Source organism: Paramesorhizobium leguminum (assembly GCF_003217235.1).
In the GTDB taxonomy this organism is placed as follows: Bacteria; Pseudomonadota; Alphaproteobacteria; order Rhizobiales; family Rhizobiaceae; genus Paramesorhizobium; species Paramesorhizobium leguminum.
This window is the reverse complement of record NZ_QJTF01000006.1, coordinates 90,635-106,113: the sequence shown is the minus strand read 5'-3', so window position 1 is coordinate 106,113 and position 15,479 is coordinate 90,635. Positions and strand designations below refer to the sequence as shown.

The window sequence follows — 15,479 nt, the reverse complement described above, 5'->3', positions numbered from 1 at the left end:
AATTGATGTCGCCTTGCCCTAGTTCGTCTGGCGCAAGCCGGCGTTCGCCGTGCCCCGGTTATGCGTCCGCTCGTAAAGCTCACGCACGATCCGGCTCGCCGTCGTTTCAAACAGGAAAGGCAGAAATGCGTGGATTATCGCAGCACAGGCGGCGGCGAAGAGCTTCGCCGAAAAGCTTGCGGCAAAGGCCATGTGCTCGAAATAGCTCTCGTCGACGGATGCCGGGTGGTCGGTGAAAAGATGTGTGATGCGGTTTGTCATGGCTATTCTCCCCATTGATATCTCTCACACAGTCTAGCGCCTAACCTCCGCAATTCGTCCCAATTTATCCTTGATATCAGCCTTGATTTGGGACAATCATCCCAACATGGCCATAGAACTCGATGAACTCGACCGGAGAATCCTCGCCGAACTGCAACGCGACGGAACCCTGTCAGTGGATGCGCTTTCGGAGCGCGTGAATCTTTCCCGCAATGCCTGCTGGCGGCGCGTGAAGCGGCTGGAGGAGGAAGGCGTCATCACCGGCCGCGTGGCTCTTGTCGATGCGGACCGCGTCGGCCTCGGCCTTTCCGTCTTCATTCTGGTGCGGACTTCGAACCACGATCCGGACTGGCTGAAGCGCTTCCGTGAGGCCGTCGCCACGCTGCCGGAAATCGTCGGCGCCTATCGCATGACCGGCGATCTCGATTATGTGCTGCGCGCCCGCGTGGCCGATGTGAAAGCCTATGACCGGCTTTATCAACGCCTCATAGCCAAAATGCCGCTTTCCGATGTCTCCGCCTCCTTCGTCATGGAGGAGATCAAGGAAACGACCATCGTGCCATTGGAAATCCGTTAGCGATCCTTTATTGCGCCCTTATTGAGATCAATGATTTACTCCGGTGGTGAAAGGGTCCCCCATGTCTACTCTGCCAGAACCCCATTCCGCTCCGCGTCTCGGCATCGTGCGTCTTGCGCATGGTGAGGGCCTTGAACTCCCTTCGTATGAAACCGCCGGCTCGGCCGGGCTGGATTTGCGCGCCGCTGTTCCGGAAGACCGGCAGATCGTGCTTCTGCCCGGTCGCCGCGCGCTGGTTCCCACCGGGGTCGTCTTCGAATTGCCCGCCGGTTACGAGGCGCAGATCAGGCCGCGCTCAGGGCTCGCCTTCAAGCACGGCATCACCTGCCTCAACACCCCCGGCACAATCGATTCCGATTATCGGGGCGAGATCAAGGTGCTGCTTATCAATCTGGGTGACGATGATTTCCGCATCGAGCGCGGCATGCGCATTGCCCAGGCGGTCATCGCGCCGGTGGCGCGGGCAATCGTCGAGGAGCGCGAGAGCGCCGGCGACACCGCGCGGGGAACAGGCGGTTTCGGCTCTACCGGCACGGCCTGAGACGGCAAATTGCCCCTCACCCTTACCCTCTCCCCGTAAAAACGGGGAGAGGGGGGCATTGACGTCGCCGCGTCTTCCTTCTCCCCGTTCTTCACGGGGAGAAGGTGCCGGTAGGCGGATGAGGGGCATTCTTCATCTTAACAATTTGTAAGTATGATTTCAGTTCATCCGCCATACATATGGCTTGGCGGATCATGTTTTTTGATTTGCGCTTGATCGTAACGGTAATCCCATAAATGCCCCATACCACTCCTCAGCCCAATGACAAGAAACCGGCGCAAGCCACGATGTTTCCAGGCAGCATGACCACCCGCCGCAAGCGGCGGCGGCGCATCTGGCCGTGGCTGGCGCTGGCGGTTGTGCTGGCGGCGGGCATCGGCCTCGCCCTTTCTCCCCGCATGGGAAATGAGCCAAGCGCGACCTACCTCACCGAGCCGGTGACGCGTGGCGATATCGAAAATGCGGTTACCGCCGTGGGCAAGTTGAAGCCGGTCAAGGATGTCAATGTCGGGGCGCAGGTTTCCGGCCAGCTCAAATCGGTTCTGGTCGAGGTCGGCGACAAGGTAAAGCAAAACCAGCTCATCGCCGAGATCGACCCCCGCTCGATCGAAACCAAGGTGGCGATCAGCAGTGCGGAGCTCGATAATCTCAAGGCCCAGCTCCAGAGCAAGCAAGCCCAGCTTGTGCTGAAGCGCGCCAATGCGGCGCGACAGAAAGCGCTGTTGGCGACGCGTGGCGTCAGCCAGGCCACCGTCGATCAAGCCGTTGCCGATCTTGCCGCCGCCGAAGCCGACGTGAAGGGGCTTCAAGCGCAAATCAGCAAGCAGGAAGCCCAGCTTGCGGGCGACAAGGTCGATCTCGGCTACGCAAAGATTTACACGCCGATGGACGGCACCGTCGTGGACCAGTCGGCAAAGGAGGGCGAAACGCTCAATGCCAACCAGTCGACCCCAACCATCGTCACCGTCGCCGATCTCTCGACCATGACAGTGGAGGCGCAGGTATCCGAAGCCGATGTCGGCAAGCTGAGGGTTGGGATGCCGGGCTACTTCACCCTGCTCGGCCAGCCGGGCAAACGCTTTACCGGCACGTTGCGCCAGATCAAGCCAAAGCCCGACACCACCAACAATGTCGTGCTCTATTACGCCCTTTTCGATGCGCCCAACCCCGATGGCGAACTGATGGTCGATATGAGCGCGCAGGTTTACTTCGTTATTGGCGAGGCCAGGAATGTCCTGCTCGTGCCCACCGCCGCCCTCAGCACCAGGCCCGGACCGGATGGCAAGCCGCAAACGACCGTGAAAGTCGTCAGCGCATTGGGCGGCACCGAAGAGCGCGTTGTCGAGATAGGCCTCCGCAACCGCGTCCAGGCTGAGGTCAAAAGCGGCCTCAAGGAAGGCGACCGCGTAATCGTGACCACGGATGCGGGCGCAGCAGCGCGCGGACAAGGCGGCAATTCGCGCGGCATGCGCATGCGGATGTTCTGAGCATGACCGCCCCGCTCATCCGGCTGGAGAACATCAGCAAGACCTATTTCAACGGCGATCTCTCGGTCGAGGTGCTGCACGGGATCTCGCTCGATATCGAGGCAGGCGAGTTTGTCGCCATCATGGGCGCGTCGGGCTCCGGCAAATCGACGCTGATGAACATTCTGGGCTGCCTCGACAGCGCCACCGGCGGCCATTACCTGCTCGATGGCGAAGACATATCTGGCCTCGAAGCCGACGAACTGGCCGCCTTGCGTCGCCGCACCTTCGGCTTCGTCTTCCAGAGCTACAATCTCATCGCCACCTCCACCGCGCAGGAGAATGTCGAGGTTCCGGCCATCTATGCCGGCACTCCCGCCGCTGAGCGCCAGGCCCGCGCCGCGGAGCTTTTGACGTCGCTGAGGCTTGGCGACCGGCTGGACCATCGCCCGAGCCAGCTTTCCGGCGGACAGCAGCAGCGCGTCTCCATCGCCCGCGCACTGATGAATGGCGGCCGCATCATCCTTGCCGACGAGCCGACTGGCGCCCTCGATAGCCAGAGCGGCGAGGAAGTTATGGCGCTCCTGCGCTCGATGCACACCGAGGGTCATACCATCATCGTCATCACCCATGCGCGGGAAGTCGCCGAACAGGCAGACCGCCTGATCGAAATCCGCGACGGGCATATCCTGTCCGACCGCACCAAGCGCCGGGCTCCTAATGAGGTCGCGTCGGAAAAACTGAAGCAGGTTTCAAACGGCGGCGTGGCGGCAATCGCGGATTTTACCGAAGCGGTGAAAATGGCTTTGCGGGCGCTTCGCGCCAATCTCTTCCGCACCATCCTGACCCTGCTCGGCATCATCATAGGCGTCAGCTCCGTCGTCGCCATGCTCGCCATCGGCTCGGGTGCGCAGAAATCCATCCTCGACCGCATCAACGCGATGGGATCCGATCTTCTGCTGATCCGCCCCAGCATGGCCAACTTCCGAGGGTCTGGCTCCATCGTCACGCTCGTGCCGGAGGACGCGGACGCCATTGCGGAATTGCCCAATGTCGCTGCCGCCGTACCTGAGGTTACGGGAGCGGTGACGTTGCGCTATGGCAATGTCGATTATCAATCGCAGGCCGACGGCACGATTCCCGCCTTCACCACAGCGAAATCGTGGAAGGTGGAACGCGGCGATTTCATCAACCAGCAAGACGTCTCCACCTATGCGCCGGTTGCCGTTCTGGGAACGACGGTGGCAAAGACGCTGTTCCCCGATGGCGCCGATCCCATCGGCAAATATGTCCTCGTGCAGAAGATCCCGTTCCAGATCATCGGCGTGATGGAATCGAAGGGCGCCGGCCCCGGCGGCAACGACCAGGACGATGTGATCATCCTGCCGCTCTCCACCGCCAATCTGCGGCTGTTCGGCAACAAGCATGTGCGCACCATCACCGTGCAGGTCAAGGACGGGAGCCTGATCAACGCTACCCAAGATCAAATCCAGGCGCTGCTCGACACCAGGCACAATGCCGACGACACGATGATCACCAACATGTCCTCCATCCGCGAGGCGGTGACCGAAACGTCGAACACGATGACGCTTTTTCTCGGTTCCGTGGCGGCCATTTCGCTGCTCGTCGGCGGCATCGGCGTCATGAATATCATGCTCGTCAGCGTGACCGAACGCACCCGCGAGATCGGCGTCCGCATGGCGACCGGCGCCCGCAGGCGAGACATCCTTATCCAGTTCATCACGGAAGCACTCACCGTCTCGGCCATCGGCGGCGCGCTCGGCGTAGCGCTGGGCCTCGGCATCGGCGTCCTCGCCCGCTATCTCGGCGCCCCGATCGAATTCAGCATCGGCCCGGTAGCCCTCGCCTTCGCCTGCGCTTTTGCGACGGGGCTTATCTTCGGCTTCCTGCCGGCGCGAAAGGCATCGAGGCTGCAGCCTGCGGTGGCGTTGTCGTCGGAGTAGGTGATTTAACGAAAAGCACTGGCGCGCTTCCTCTCACCCCCCTCTGGCTTGCCAGCCATCTCCCCCTCAAGGGGGGAGATTACGCCTTCATAGACGCTCAGTACCAATCGCAAATGTCGCAGAAGAAGCCGGACGGGCTGTGTCAGCCAATCTCCCCCCTTGAGGGGGAGATGCCTGGCAAGGCAGAGGGGGGTGTTATGGCGCTGAGTGCTGTTATCAGCTACCGTGCCTTTACTTAAACTCGAAAGGAACAGCAAACGCCCGCCCTGTGACCGCCGGCGGCGGTGCTGCAATGGGTGAGGCCCGGCGTACGATTCCTTCCACGACCTTATCAAGGGCCGGATCTTTAGATGACGCGCGCACCGAAAGCACATTACCCAAAGAATCAAAGCTGAAATTTATAAAAACCCTGCCCGTAATTTCCGGCGCGTGGCGTTTGGCATATCGTTTGAGGTGGGCAAAAACCTTGGCCTGCCATCTTTTGGATTCTGCACCCGAACTGCCAGCGGTCTCGCTATTCCGGTTCGCCGCAACCTTCGCCCCCTCCGTCGCATCCACCTGCGGCGCGGCGGCCTGCTTCTTTACCGGCTTGGGCTTTTCTACCTTCTTCGGCTTGGCCTTCTCGACAACCTTCGGCTTTTCCTGCTTCGGCTTTTCGATCACCTTCGGCTTCTCAACCGGTTTCGGCGCGACCACTTCCGGCTTTTCCGTCTCCACAACGTCGGGGACCGGCTCCATCTCTGGCTGCTCGATCTCCGGAACCGGCTCCGCCTGCGCGATCTCCTGCGGCGGCGTTTCCGGCTGCAGTTCCTCGACCGGCTCGACCACATCAGGCTCGGGCTCTATCGCTTCTTCCGAGGCTTCCTCCGTCTCCTCCTCAGGCACCAGCGCGGGGGCTTCTTCCGCGATGGGCGCCATCGGCTCCGGCGCGAGTTCCATCATGATGGCCGGGGGCGCCGCGCCGTCTGTCTGCGCAACAGGCTGCAATTCGCGGAGCGCATAAGCACCCGCGCCATGCGCTATCAGCATGACAAGTCCTGCCCCGCCCCAGAGCGCCGCATCACGCCAGCCCGTGCGCTGCGGATCGGGGGATTGGGGTGGAATCGGGGGGTGGCCTTGCGGCAATTCAGGGGGGTAAGCGGTCATGGCGCGGTGGCTCCTCCCCCTGCGGGCGCGGTGGGGAGGGTCTCAAGCCCCACCAGCGCTATTTTCAGATAGCCCGCCTGACGCAGCGCATTCATCACATTCATCAACTCGCCATAGCCCACCGCCTTGTCGGCGCGCAGGAAAATGCGGGTATCCTTGTTGTTCTGCGACAGGCGATCCAGCGTCGCCCCCAGCGTCTCCCGCGTCGCGGCATCATTGCCGACATTGAGCGACAGATCCTGCTTCAATGTCACATAAAGCGGCTTGTCCGGTCGCGGCTGCGGCGTTGCCGCGGAAGCCGGCAGATCGACATTGATATCGACGGTGGCGAGCGGCGCCGCCACCATGAAAATGATCAGGAGCACCAGCATGACGTCGATGAAGGGCGTCACGTTGATCTCGTGGTTCTCCTCCAGATCGTCGCCGCCGCCTTCGCGTATCCTTGCAGCCATCGCCCTTACTCCGCCGCCGCCCGAACCTCGTGTGCCGCAGGCATCATGCCAGCAGCGCGGAAATCGACATCGCGGCTCACCAGGCGCTCAATGCCCGCCGACGCATCGGCCAGAAGCTGGCGGTACCCGGTGATCGAACGGGCAAAAACGTTGTAGATCACCACCGCCGGGATAGCCGCGACAAGCCCGATGGCGGTTGCGAGCAGCGCTTCCGCGATGCCCGGCGCGACAACGGCGAGATTGGTCGTCTGCGCCTCCGAAATGCCGATGAACGAATTCATGATGCCCCAGACCGTGCCGAAAAGGCCAACGAATGGCGCGGTGGAGCCGATGGTGGCCAACATGCCGGTGCCCTTCGACATGCGCCGCCCGGCAGCCGCCTCGATGCGCGAAAGGCGCGAGGCGACGCGTTCCTTCAGCCCTTCGCCATGGCCCTTGACCGCGCCTGCTGAAAGCCGCACTTCCTCTTCCGCCGCGCGCACCAGCAACGCGCCCGTGCCCTTCCTGGCATGCAGCGCGCGAAAGGCGTCGTTGAGACTTCTCGCCTCGGTGATTTCCTTCAGCGCCCGCTTGGCCATCACCCGCGCGCCGGCAAGCTCCAGCGACTTGGCGAGCCAGACAGTCCATGTGACGAGCGAGGCAAAGGCAAGGCCGAGCATGACGCCCTTCACCACCCAGTCGGCTGCCATGAACATGCCCCAAGGCGAGAGATCATGCGGCAACTCGATCTTCACGCCCTCGTCCCCGGCGGTCGCCATGGGCTGAGCCTGGAAGGGCGCAGGCTGCGCGGCTGGCGCGGTAGATTGCGCGGGGGCAGTGATATCAGGCTGTTGCGCTACCGGTTCCGTTTGTGCTGAAACGGCCATCGGAAGTAAGATGATCGCCAAGCACCCGAATGCCGCAATGAGCTTCGCCTTGAACATGTCTCGCGCCTCTTCGATCTCTAGATTTTGCGGAAACTCTTAACCAACAATAACATGATAGCGCAAGTCATGTTTTGTGTTTAGCCCAAGACAGTTTGCTTTTTCGTGGAAGCTTGCAGCCGGCACCGTTCCTCTGTAACCCAACGCCCAAAAGCGACCGTCCCGCTTCGCTTTTGCGGCAACGCGATTCACCCGCCCGAACTATTGTGACCCAAGCAAAGTCTGCGTATCCGGAGGACCCATGGCCGACCATTCCTACATATTGACCCTTTCATGCGAGGATGGGCCGGGGATCGTAGCGGCGGTGACGACGGAACTGGCGGCCATCGGCGCCAACATCGCTGAGTCCAACCAGTTCTGGGACCGCCAGACCAACCGCTTCTTCATGCGCATCGCTTTTACCGCGCCTGACCGCGTGTCGAAAGATGATATCGAACGCGGCATCAAGCCTGCGATCGAGCGCTTCGGCATGAAAACCGCGATCGTCGATCAGGCGCGACTGCCGAAGATCATCGTCATGGTATCGAAGTTCGACCATGCCCTGCTGCACCTGCTCTACCAGATCCGCGTCGGCTGGCTTAATGCGCAAGTTGCGGCCATCGTCTCCAACCATGAAGATTCACGCCGCACCGCCGAATGGGAAGGCATCCCGTTTCATTATTGGCCGGTGACGAAGGACAACAAGGCCGAGCAGGAAGAAAAACTCATCACGCTCGTCAAGGAAACCGGCGCCGATCTCGTCATTCTGGCTCGCTACATGCAGGTGCTTTCCGACAATCTCTCGAAACGGCTTTACGGCAAGGTAATCAACATCCACCACTCCTTCCTGCCGTCTTTCAAGGGGGCAAAGCCCTACCATCAGGCGCATGAGCGCGGCGTCAAGCTGATTGGCGCTACCGCCCATTACGTGACGCCCGATCTGGACGAAGGGCCGATTGTCGAGCAGGAGACGGAACGGGTGACCCACGCCATGAGCGCCGACGATTTCGTCGCCACCGGCCGGGACATCGAAGCCCGCGTGCTAGCCCGCGCCGTCAAGCTGCATCTGGAAAGCCGGGTGATGCTGAATGGGCATAAGACGATTGTGTTTGGGTGAAGTGGAATGCCCCTCATCCGCCTGCCGGCACCTTCTCCCCGCACACGGGGAGAAGGAAGAGGTGGGAATGTCTTCGCTTCTTCTGCACCATGGGTGAAGAAGGCGGCGGCAACGTGGATGTCCCCCTCGCCCCGCTCGCGGGGAGAGGGTAAGGGTGAGGGGCAATTCGCTCAGCGGCCCTTCACCAACACCGCCCGCAAATCATTGACATTCGTCCCCGTCGGTCCAGTAACAAACAAATCCCCCACCGCATCGAAAGCCGTCCAGGCGTCATTGCCATCCAGCAGCGCCGCGCCATCCTTCCCCGCCGCGATGAGCCGCGCGGCGGTCGTGCCGTCGGCAAAAGCGCCGGCATTGTCCTCCGATCCATCGATACCATCCGTATCGGCGGCGAGCGCGGTGATGCCCTCAGTGCCGTCTATATCGAGCGCGAAGGAGAGCAGAAACTCCGTATTGCGCCCGCCCTTGCCCTTGCCCCGCACGGTAACCGTGGTTTCGCCACCGGAAAGCAGTACCACCGGCTTCCGGAACGGCCGGTCCTTCATCAGCACCTCCCGGGCAATCGCCGCATGAACATGCGCCACCTCGCGCGCCTCGCCTTGAACAGCATCGGAGAGGATGACCGCCTCGACACCTTGACGCCGGGCTTCAACCGCAGCCGCTTCCAGCGAAACGGCGGCGGAGGCGATCACCCGCGTCTCATGGCCTGAAAAGCGCGGATCGTCCGGCCGCGGCGCATTCGCCGCCTCGCTTTGCAAGTGCCGAAGCGCGGCTTCAGGCAATTGCAGCCGGTAGCGCTCGATCACCTTCAGCGCATCCTCGCGCGACGTCGCATCGGGCACAGTCGGCCCCGAGGCGACAAAGGCCGGATTGTCGCCGGGTATGTCGGAGACGATGAGCGAAACCACCTTCGCCGGATGGGCGGCTGCGGCAAGCCTGCCGCCCTTGATGGTGGAGAGATGCTTGCGCACGATATTCATCGCCGAGATCGGCGCGCCGGAGGCAAGCAACAACCTGTTGACGGCGATTTCGTCTTCCAGCGTCATGCCATCAGGCGGCGCAGGCAGAAGCGCCGAGCCGCCGCCGGAAATCAGCGCCACCACCAGATCGTCCGCCGTCAGCCCCGAAACAGCATCGACAAGGCGCTTGGCGGCGGCAAGCCCCGCCTCGTCCGGCACCGGATGCGCCGCCTCGATGATCTCGATATCGCGGCATTCCGCGCCATACCCATAACGCGTCACCACCACCCCTTCGAGCGGCCCGTTCCCCGCCCTCTCCCACGCCCGCTCGAACGCCCGCGCCATCTGCGCAGACCCCTTGCCCGCGCCGATGACGATGGTGCGCCCCTTCGGTCTCAGTGGCAAATTGGCGGCAATCACACGCTCCGGATCGGCGGCGGCGACCGCTGCGCTGAAAAGAGACGCCAGAAAGGCTTTTGAATCGGTAATGGTCATTGCGCTCCTCCCTCCCGGAATCGGCCCGAAATTTGGAACCGAACCGGCGATAAGCCGTTACCTCAGAACAATCTGGCCTCTATTTCAAGGAGAGATACCATGGCTCGTGTATCGACCACCCTCCGCCAAGCCGAGGACGTCCTCAGGAATGGCTCCAACGGGGATGCGGCGGACGATCTGCAATATCAGGTAACACGATTGAAGGAAGATATTGCCGGGCTTGCCGCCGCTATCGCGGATTTAGGAACGGAAAAGGTGCGCGACGCCAGACGCAGCGCGGCAAAAACCTATAACAGCGCGCGCCGCACCGGTGAGGACACCGTCTCCGAGCTTCACGACCAGCTTGCCCAATCAGCCCGCGAACGCCCGCTGGCAACCATCGCGGCGGCGGCGGGAGTGGGTTTTCTGCTGGCACTGATGGCGCGTCGCCATTGATGCTGCGGCTTATTCTTCCACTCCTGGGCAGCGAAGCAGGCGTGGCAATTCGGCAAATAACACGCAAGACCGCCTTGCTTTCCGCCATCGCATTCTTCGTGCTGACGGGGGTGATCTTTCTGCTGGCGACGATCTATCTGGCGCTCGCCCGCGCTTTTGGCGATATTCACGCCGCGCTATTTGTCGCGCTCGGCTGCTTCGCCTTGGCGTTCATCGGCTTCATCGCCATCAAAATATTGGATGCGCGTAGGCGGCGCCGGCAGGTACGGGAGCACACGCGAGTGGATGGATCGGCGGTGCTGACGGCAACGGCCCTTGCCGTGCTACCTGAACTAATGAAGCGTCCGCTGATTGCCGCGGCGATGCCGATCATTGGTCTGGCGGCCTATGCCTTTCTCTTCAATGGCGAGGGGACCCCGAAGAACCGCCGTCGTCAGGAATGATCAACCCCGCACTTCAAGCGAGGGAAACCGGATGACCGCCCGTGTGCCTGCGTCGCCGTTGTTGCTGTAATGCGGCGCATCACCAAATTGCAGGCAGAGCTGTTCGATAACCAGCATTCCAAGGCCTTGGCGCTTTCCCCGCTTGCCCTTCCCCTTCCCCTGCCCGACGCCGTCATCGGCGACGGCAAGCTCCAGAACGCCGTCCTCGCCGCGCCCGAAGCTGATCGAGACAATGCCCTCCCGATTATCGGGAAAGGCATGTTTGACGGCATTGGTGACGAGTTCGCCAAGGATGATGCCGATGGTAGTAACATCGCGCGCGTTGAGATTGAGTGGCGCGAACGCGGTCTCGAATTTGATTCTTCCGCCCGGAACAAGCGCGGTCGTAATATCCTCGACGACCGCCTGCAGGAATTCATCGGCGCGAACTGTTTCAAGGTCGTCACCCAGCCGCAGGCGGCGATGCGCTGTCGAGATCGTCTGCACGCGGTCACGCGCGGCGATCAGCACCCGCCGCGCATTCTCATTGGTCGCCTCGCGCAGCTGCAGGCTGAGAAGCGAGGAAACGGTGGCGAGCGAATTGCCGATACGGTGATTGCTGTCCTGCAGCAACACCTCGACCCGCCGTCGCTCGCGCTCGGCGACCGCGCGCGCATTCTCCAGTTCCGCCGTGCGCTCCTGCACCCTCTCCTCCAGAAGCACGTTTTCCGACAGGAGCGCGCTCTGCCCCTCGCTGAGCAGCCGCACATAGCGCTGCACCCGGCTGAGGAGGGAATAGGCAAGCATCACCGCGCTGGTGAGGGCGGCGAGAGACGCGATCGTCAGCCAGTCGCGGGTACGGTCTATTTTGTCATTGCGCTGAATGAGCCGCCGGTCTTCCTCGTCCATGAAATTGCGGATTGTCTCGCGCAACTGGTCCATTTTGCCCTTGTCACTACGAATATCCTCCAGCGCTTTACCGAGCTGGCCCTCTACCGCCAGCTGAACCGTTTGTCTCACCCCGCCCTGGATTTGCGTGGTAAGCGCCTCGATCTCCCGTACGCGTTCCTCCTGCGGCGGATTCCCCCGCGCCATGCTGGCAAGCCGGCTCATCGATTCATCGATGGAGAGCGAGGCCGCGTAGTAGAGATCGAGATAGGAGCGTTCCAGCGTCAGGAGATAACCGCGCTGGCTGGTCTCCATATTGGTGACGAGCAATAGCGTTTTGCTGGCCTGCTGGATGAGTTGGTACGTTTTGGAAACGTCGGCAAGTTGATAGTTGATGCCACGCGTGAGAATGACGGTGGATGTCGCCGTCAACAGCACCAGACACAGCGAGATGATGACGGCGAGTTGTCGCCGATAAGCAGCGCGCGTTCGAGGTTCTGGCACTTGTCGCGAAGTTTCGTTCATCTGACCCGCAAGATGGAACCATACAGGATCGGATTATACGCTTCTGCAAACGAAAAGCGAAACCCCGCATTCTTGGATGTGTTCAAGGCCGGATCGGTTTTCACGCGAAGGAGCGTGTCGTCACCGGCGCGGAAAGGGCGTCGGGACCATAATCAGACTGACCGTTGACGCCGAGCAATTCCTGAAGCCGTGCCCGCGCGCGGCTGACGCGGCTTTTGATGGTGCCCACCGCGCAGCCGCAAATCTCCGCAGCTTCCTCGTAGGCGAAACCGGATGCGCCGATGAGGATGATCGCCTCGCGCTGGTCGGCGGGCAGTTGCTCTAGGGCTTTGCGGAAATCCTGCAGATCGAGCGCGCCATATTGCGCCGGCGGCACGGCTAGCTGGTTTGTAAAAACGCCCTCGCTATCCTGCACCTCGCGACCACGCTTACGCATCTGGCTGTAGAATTCATTGCGCAGGATGGTGAAAAGCCAGGCCTTGATGTTGGTTCCCATCTCGAAGGAATCCTGCTTGGCCCATGCCTTCATGATGGCTTCCTGGACAAGATCATCCGCCTTGTCATGCTGGCCGATGAGCGAAACCGCAAAGGCGCGCAGGCTGGGAAGCGCCTGCAGCAATTCCCTTTTGAACTCGGTCGAACCGGGGTCCATGCCGGCGTCCTGGGCGCTATTTTGCATGCCATCACTCCATGGCGGGCACAGTGGATTCACATCCCTGCCCACGCTCCACCCGATCGAGCTTTTCGAGAAGATCGAGAAACCTGTCGGGAATGGTTTCTTCCTGGATCGAGGTGTAAAGGGCCCTCAGCTTTGAACCGATCTCGCTATTGGGTCCCAGTTCATCTCGGGCGCCCGGATGCTTCTCGCCCGAGCTTTGCTTCCCTCGCGGACGAAGATTGCCTTTCTCGCTCATTTTGTCCCAGCCATTCCTTAGAAGTGTGAAGCAAGTCCGGGAAAAGAGCGCACCGTCAGCCACCCGAACTTCTATAACACGCTTGCGTAAAACAATTGCGGCGCATGTTTATGCCGCATTTCGTTCTTATAATGCTCGATAGCGCAAAAAGTTCCATTAATGCGGAACTTTTTTCTTCCCGCAGCGTTTAATAACGGCTGTGCCGTGAGTTTAAAGCAAGTCCAGGAATAGGGTGACACGGTTTTCCGTTCAGCGGGACTTGCCGACAACCAAAGCTTTAGCGGACTGAAGGGAGCTCAAACAAATGTCCTTGTCCACCCGTATAGCGCCACACCTTCCATATCTGCGACGCTTCTCGCGCGCTGTGACCGGCTCGCAGGCTTCCGGCGATGCCTATGTAGCGGCCACTTTGGAAGCCCTGATCGCGGATATTTCGATCTTTCCGCGAACATCCTCCGACCGGATAGGACTTTATCGGCTTTTCTCCAACATGTTCGAATCGACCGCCGTGCGTGTTCCGGCGACAACTTCGGAATTCGCCTGGGAAGCACGCGCCGCAGCCAATCTCGCCGTGATGGCGCCTAAAGCGCGACAGGCTTTCCTGCTGGTTTCCGTGGAAGGCTTCAGCGAGCGGGAGGCCGCTGAAATCCTCGATGTTTCAGAAAAAGAGCTTGCCGCCCTGCTGGCGCATGCCTCACAGGAGATTTCGCGGCAGGTCGCTACAAGGATCATGATCATCGAGGACGAACCGCTGATCGCCATGGATATCCAGCAAATGGTGGAAAGTCTCGGCCATGAGGTTGTCGGAATAGCACGCACGAGACAGGAGGCGGTCGAGCATTATAAATCCGCCAGGCCGCGCATGGTGCTCGCCGATATCCAGCTTGCCGACGGAAGTTCAGGATTGGATGCAGTCAACGACATTCTCGGCCAGAACACCATACCGGTGATCTTCATCACCGCTTTCCCCGAACGGCTTCTGACCGGCGAACGCCCGGAACCGACATTCCTCGTCACCAAGCCGTTCAATCCGGAAATGGTAAAGGCGCTCATCAGCCAGGCACTGTTCTTCGAGGAGAAATCGAAACTGGCTGCGTGATGTGAGCAGTGAGCAGTAAAAACCCATCTTGCTCACTATCTCACTGCTCGCTGCTCACCATTCCCTCAAAAAGGAACTAATCTCCCCTTTCCGGCGTTTCGGGCCTGACATATGGAAAGGGAGCGTCGGCGTTGCAGTCGGCGATGTTGGAATGGCACCACGAAGAGCGCGCCATGCGAAGACAGGCTACCGCACGGGCGGCGTAGTTGGCGCCGGGCTCTGATGATGGGCGCCTCCCTGCTCTCCGACAAGTCGGAGTATAAAGACGCCGTGCGTTTGCGCTCGCTGCTTCGAGCCATCCATAACAGCAACGTCTTCGTGCTCTACCAATCCGCGGATCTCGCTTATGTCTGGGCGGAAAATCTCCCCGAGGCATGGAGCGCCCAATGGCGCGTCGGTGTCTATGACCATGAGCTGGTCCAGGAGGCCATGCTGGCCAGGCTCGCGGCGGCCAAGCAAGGGGTGCTGGAAACCGGCGAGCCAACGCGCGTGGAGATTTGCCTGCCGCATGGCGAACAGTCCCGCTGGTTCGAGCTTTCCATCGACAGCGACCGCGACGATGCCGGCGTCATCATCGGCGTTGTGACCACCGGCGTGGACATAACCGAGCTGAAACGACGCGAGCAGGTGCTGAAAACCTTGCTGCGCGAGGTCAGCCACCGGTCGAAAAACCTGCTCGCGATCATCCAGAGCATCGCCATGCAGACCGCTCGCTACACGGAGACGATCGATGGCTTCCTCGCGAAGTTCCGCGGGCGCGTACAATCGCTTTCCTATTCGCAGGATCTGGTGACGGATTCCAACTGGCGGGGCGCCCGGTTCCACGAACTCGTCCACTCGCAGATGCAGAAATATATCGACATCGGGGATCCGCGCTTCACGCTCTCCGGCGCCGATCCCTACATATTTCCCGGCGCCGCCCTCCATATAGGTCTCGCGGTTCATGAGCTGATCGTCAACTCCGCCGCCTATGGGGCGCTATCGAACGGCGAAGGCACAGTCACCCTCTCGGGCAGGTTCGAGAATGCCGGCACGGATCGCATGTCGCTCTGCATAAAATGGGATGAGAAGATTCCAGGCTCGCTCAAAGGGCAAAACCCCAACGCCCGCTTCGGCAGCGCCGTTCTGGAGCGCATCGTGCCTATATCGGTTGATGGAACCGCGACCTACCGCATCGAGCAGGACAGCGTGACGTATGCGCTAGACGTGCCCCGCTCTCATTTTGAGCTTTAGCTTCTCAGGCAGGATGAAAAAGAAGGATCGCCACGGGCCGGTCTTGTGCCGGAACGCCATGGCGATCCTGATTTCGCGTCTCC

Annotated in this window: 17 protein-coding genes; 9 read left to right on the top strand and 8 right to left on the bottom strand. The window is 61.0% G+C overall.

Annotation, left to right across the window (positions count from 1 at the left end; genetic code table 11):
• Positions 1–18: 18 nt before the first annotated feature.
• On the bottom strand, positions 19–261 hold the full coding sequence (locus tag C7477_RS07035; RefSeq protein ID WP_110750504.1) for a DUF6356 family protein: 243 nt from the start codon (positions 259–261) through the stop codon (positions 19–21).
• 106 nt (positions 262–367) lie between these two features.
• Between C7477_RS07035 and C7477_RS07030 the strand changes: the two genes are divergently transcribed.
• From C7477_RS07030 to C7477_RS07015, 4 genes are all read left to right on the top strand, one after another.
• The gene (locus C7477_RS07030) at positions 368–838 is read left to right on the top strand and encodes an Lrp/AsnC family transcriptional regulator (protein ID WP_110750502.1); all 471 of its coding nucleotides are present in this window, start codon (positions 368–370) and stop codon (positions 836–838) included.
• A gap of 61 nt (positions 839–899) precedes the next feature.
• Positions 900–1,379 carry a dUTP diphosphatase gene (gene dut, locus C7477_RS07025; RefSeq protein WP_110750500.1) on the top strand — a complete coding sequence of 160 codons (480 nt, stop codon included), beginning with the start codon at positions 900–902 and terminating at the stop codon, positions 1,377–1,379.
• 236 nt (positions 1,380–1,615) lie between these two features.
• Positions 1,616–2,866 carry an efflux RND transporter periplasmic adaptor subunit gene (locus C7477_RS07020; protein WP_425373533.1) on the top strand — a complete coding sequence of 417 codons (1,251 nt, stop codon included), beginning with the start codon at positions 1,616–1,618 and terminating at the stop codon, positions 2,864–2,866.
• A 2-nt stretch (positions 2,867–2,868) separates the two neighbouring features.
• Positions 2,869–4,809 (top strand): MacB family efflux pump subunit, encoded by a 1,941-nt coding sequence (locus C7477_RS07015; RefSeq protein WP_110750496.1) that lies wholly within the window; start codon positions 2,869–2,871, stop codon positions 4,807–4,809.
• Between the two features lie 231 nt (positions 4,810–5,040).
• On the opposite strand, the gene C7477_RS07010 is transcribed toward C7477_RS07015, so the two are convergent.
• Genes C7477_RS07010 through exbB form a run of 3 tightly spaced genes read right to left on the bottom strand, consistent with a single transcriptional unit; the run spans position 5,041 to position 7,330 of the window.
• Complete coding sequence (locus C7477_RS07010) at positions 5,041–5,955, bottom strand: TonB family protein (protein ID WP_110750494.1); 915 nt, start codon at positions 5,953–5,955, stop codon at positions 5,041–5,043.
• Complete coding sequence (gene exbD, locus C7477_RS07005; protein ID WP_110750492.1) at positions 5,952–6,407, bottom strand: TonB system transport protein ExbD; 456 nt, start codon at positions 6,405–6,407, stop codon at positions 5,952–5,954. Before exbD ends, C7477_RS07010 begins: the two co-directional genes overlap by 4 nt.
• A gap of 5 nt (positions 6,408–6,412) precedes the next feature.
• The gene (gene exbB, locus C7477_RS07000; protein WP_110750490.1) at positions 6,413–7,330 is read right to left on the bottom strand and encodes a tonB-system energizer ExbB; all 918 of its coding nucleotides are present in this window, start codon (positions 7,328–7,330) and stop codon (positions 6,413–6,415) included.
• A gap of 241 nt (positions 7,331–7,571) precedes the next feature.
• On the opposite strand from exbB, the gene purU reads away from it, so the two are divergent.
• A complete protein-coding gene (gene purU, locus C7477_RS06995) occupies positions 7,572–8,426 on the top strand; it encodes a formyltetrahydrofolate deformylase (RefSeq protein ID WP_110750488.1) in 855 nt (284 codons plus the stop codon).
• Positions 8,427–8,596: 170 nt separating this feature from the next.
• On the opposite strand, the gene C7477_RS06990 is transcribed toward purU, so the two are convergent.
• On the bottom strand, positions 8,597–9,880 hold the full coding sequence (locus C7477_RS06990) for a glycerate kinase type-2 family protein (protein WP_110750486.1): 1,284 nt from the start codon (positions 9,878–9,880) through the stop codon (positions 8,597–8,599).
• Positions 9,881–9,979: 99 nt separating this feature from the next.
• On the opposite strand from C7477_RS06990, the gene C7477_RS06985 reads away from it, so the two are divergent.
• Together C7477_RS06985 and C7477_RS06980 are read left to right on the top strand one after the other, a co-directional pair.
• Positions 9,980–10,315, top strand: coding sequence for an ElaB/YgaM/YqjD family protein (locus tag C7477_RS06985; RefSeq protein WP_110750484.1), 336 nt, complete (start codon positions 9,980–9,982; stop codon positions 10,313–10,315).
• A 41-nt stretch (positions 10,316–10,356) separates the two neighbouring features.
• Positions 10,357–10,758, top strand: a complete 402-nt coding sequence (locus C7477_RS06980; RefSeq protein WP_146226073.1) for a hypothetical protein — start codon at positions 10,357–10,359, stop codon at positions 10,756–10,758.
• Here C7477_RS06980 and C7477_RS06975 read toward each other — a convergent pair whose 3' ends face one another.
• The 3 genes from C7477_RS06975 to C7477_RS06965 form a co-directional block, all read right to left on the bottom strand.
• Complete coding sequence (locus C7477_RS06975; protein WP_110750480.1) at positions 10,759–12,150, bottom strand: sensor histidine kinase; 1,392 nt, start codon at positions 12,148–12,150, stop codon at positions 10,759–10,761.
• Positions 12,151–12,250: 100 nt separating this feature from the next.
• A complete protein-coding gene (locus tag C7477_RS06970) occupies positions 12,251–12,802 on the bottom strand; it encodes an RNA polymerase sigma factor (RefSeq protein ID WP_110750636.1) in 552 nt (183 codons plus the stop codon).
• 31 nt (positions 12,803–12,833) lie between these two features.
• Positions 12,834–13,064, bottom strand: a complete 231-nt coding sequence (locus tag C7477_RS06965; protein WP_110750478.1) for a NepR family anti-sigma factor — start codon at positions 13,062–13,064, stop codon at positions 12,834–12,836.
• A gap of 304 nt (positions 13,065–13,368) precedes the next feature.
• Between C7477_RS06965 and C7477_RS06960 the strand changes: the two genes are divergently transcribed.
• Both C7477_RS06960 and C7477_RS06955 read left to right on the top strand, forming a co-directional pair.
• Positions 13,369–14,163 (top strand): response regulator, encoded by a 795-nt coding sequence (locus tag C7477_RS06960; protein ID WP_110750476.1) that lies wholly within the window; start codon positions 13,369–13,371, stop codon positions 14,161–14,163.
• 225 nt (positions 14,164–14,388) lie between these two features.
• On the top strand, positions 14,389–15,396 hold the full coding sequence (locus C7477_RS06955) for a sensor histidine kinase (RefSeq protein WP_110750634.1): 1,008 nt from the start codon (positions 14,389–14,391) through the stop codon (positions 15,394–15,396).
• The last annotated feature ends 83 nt before the right edge of the window (positions 15,397–15,479 follow it).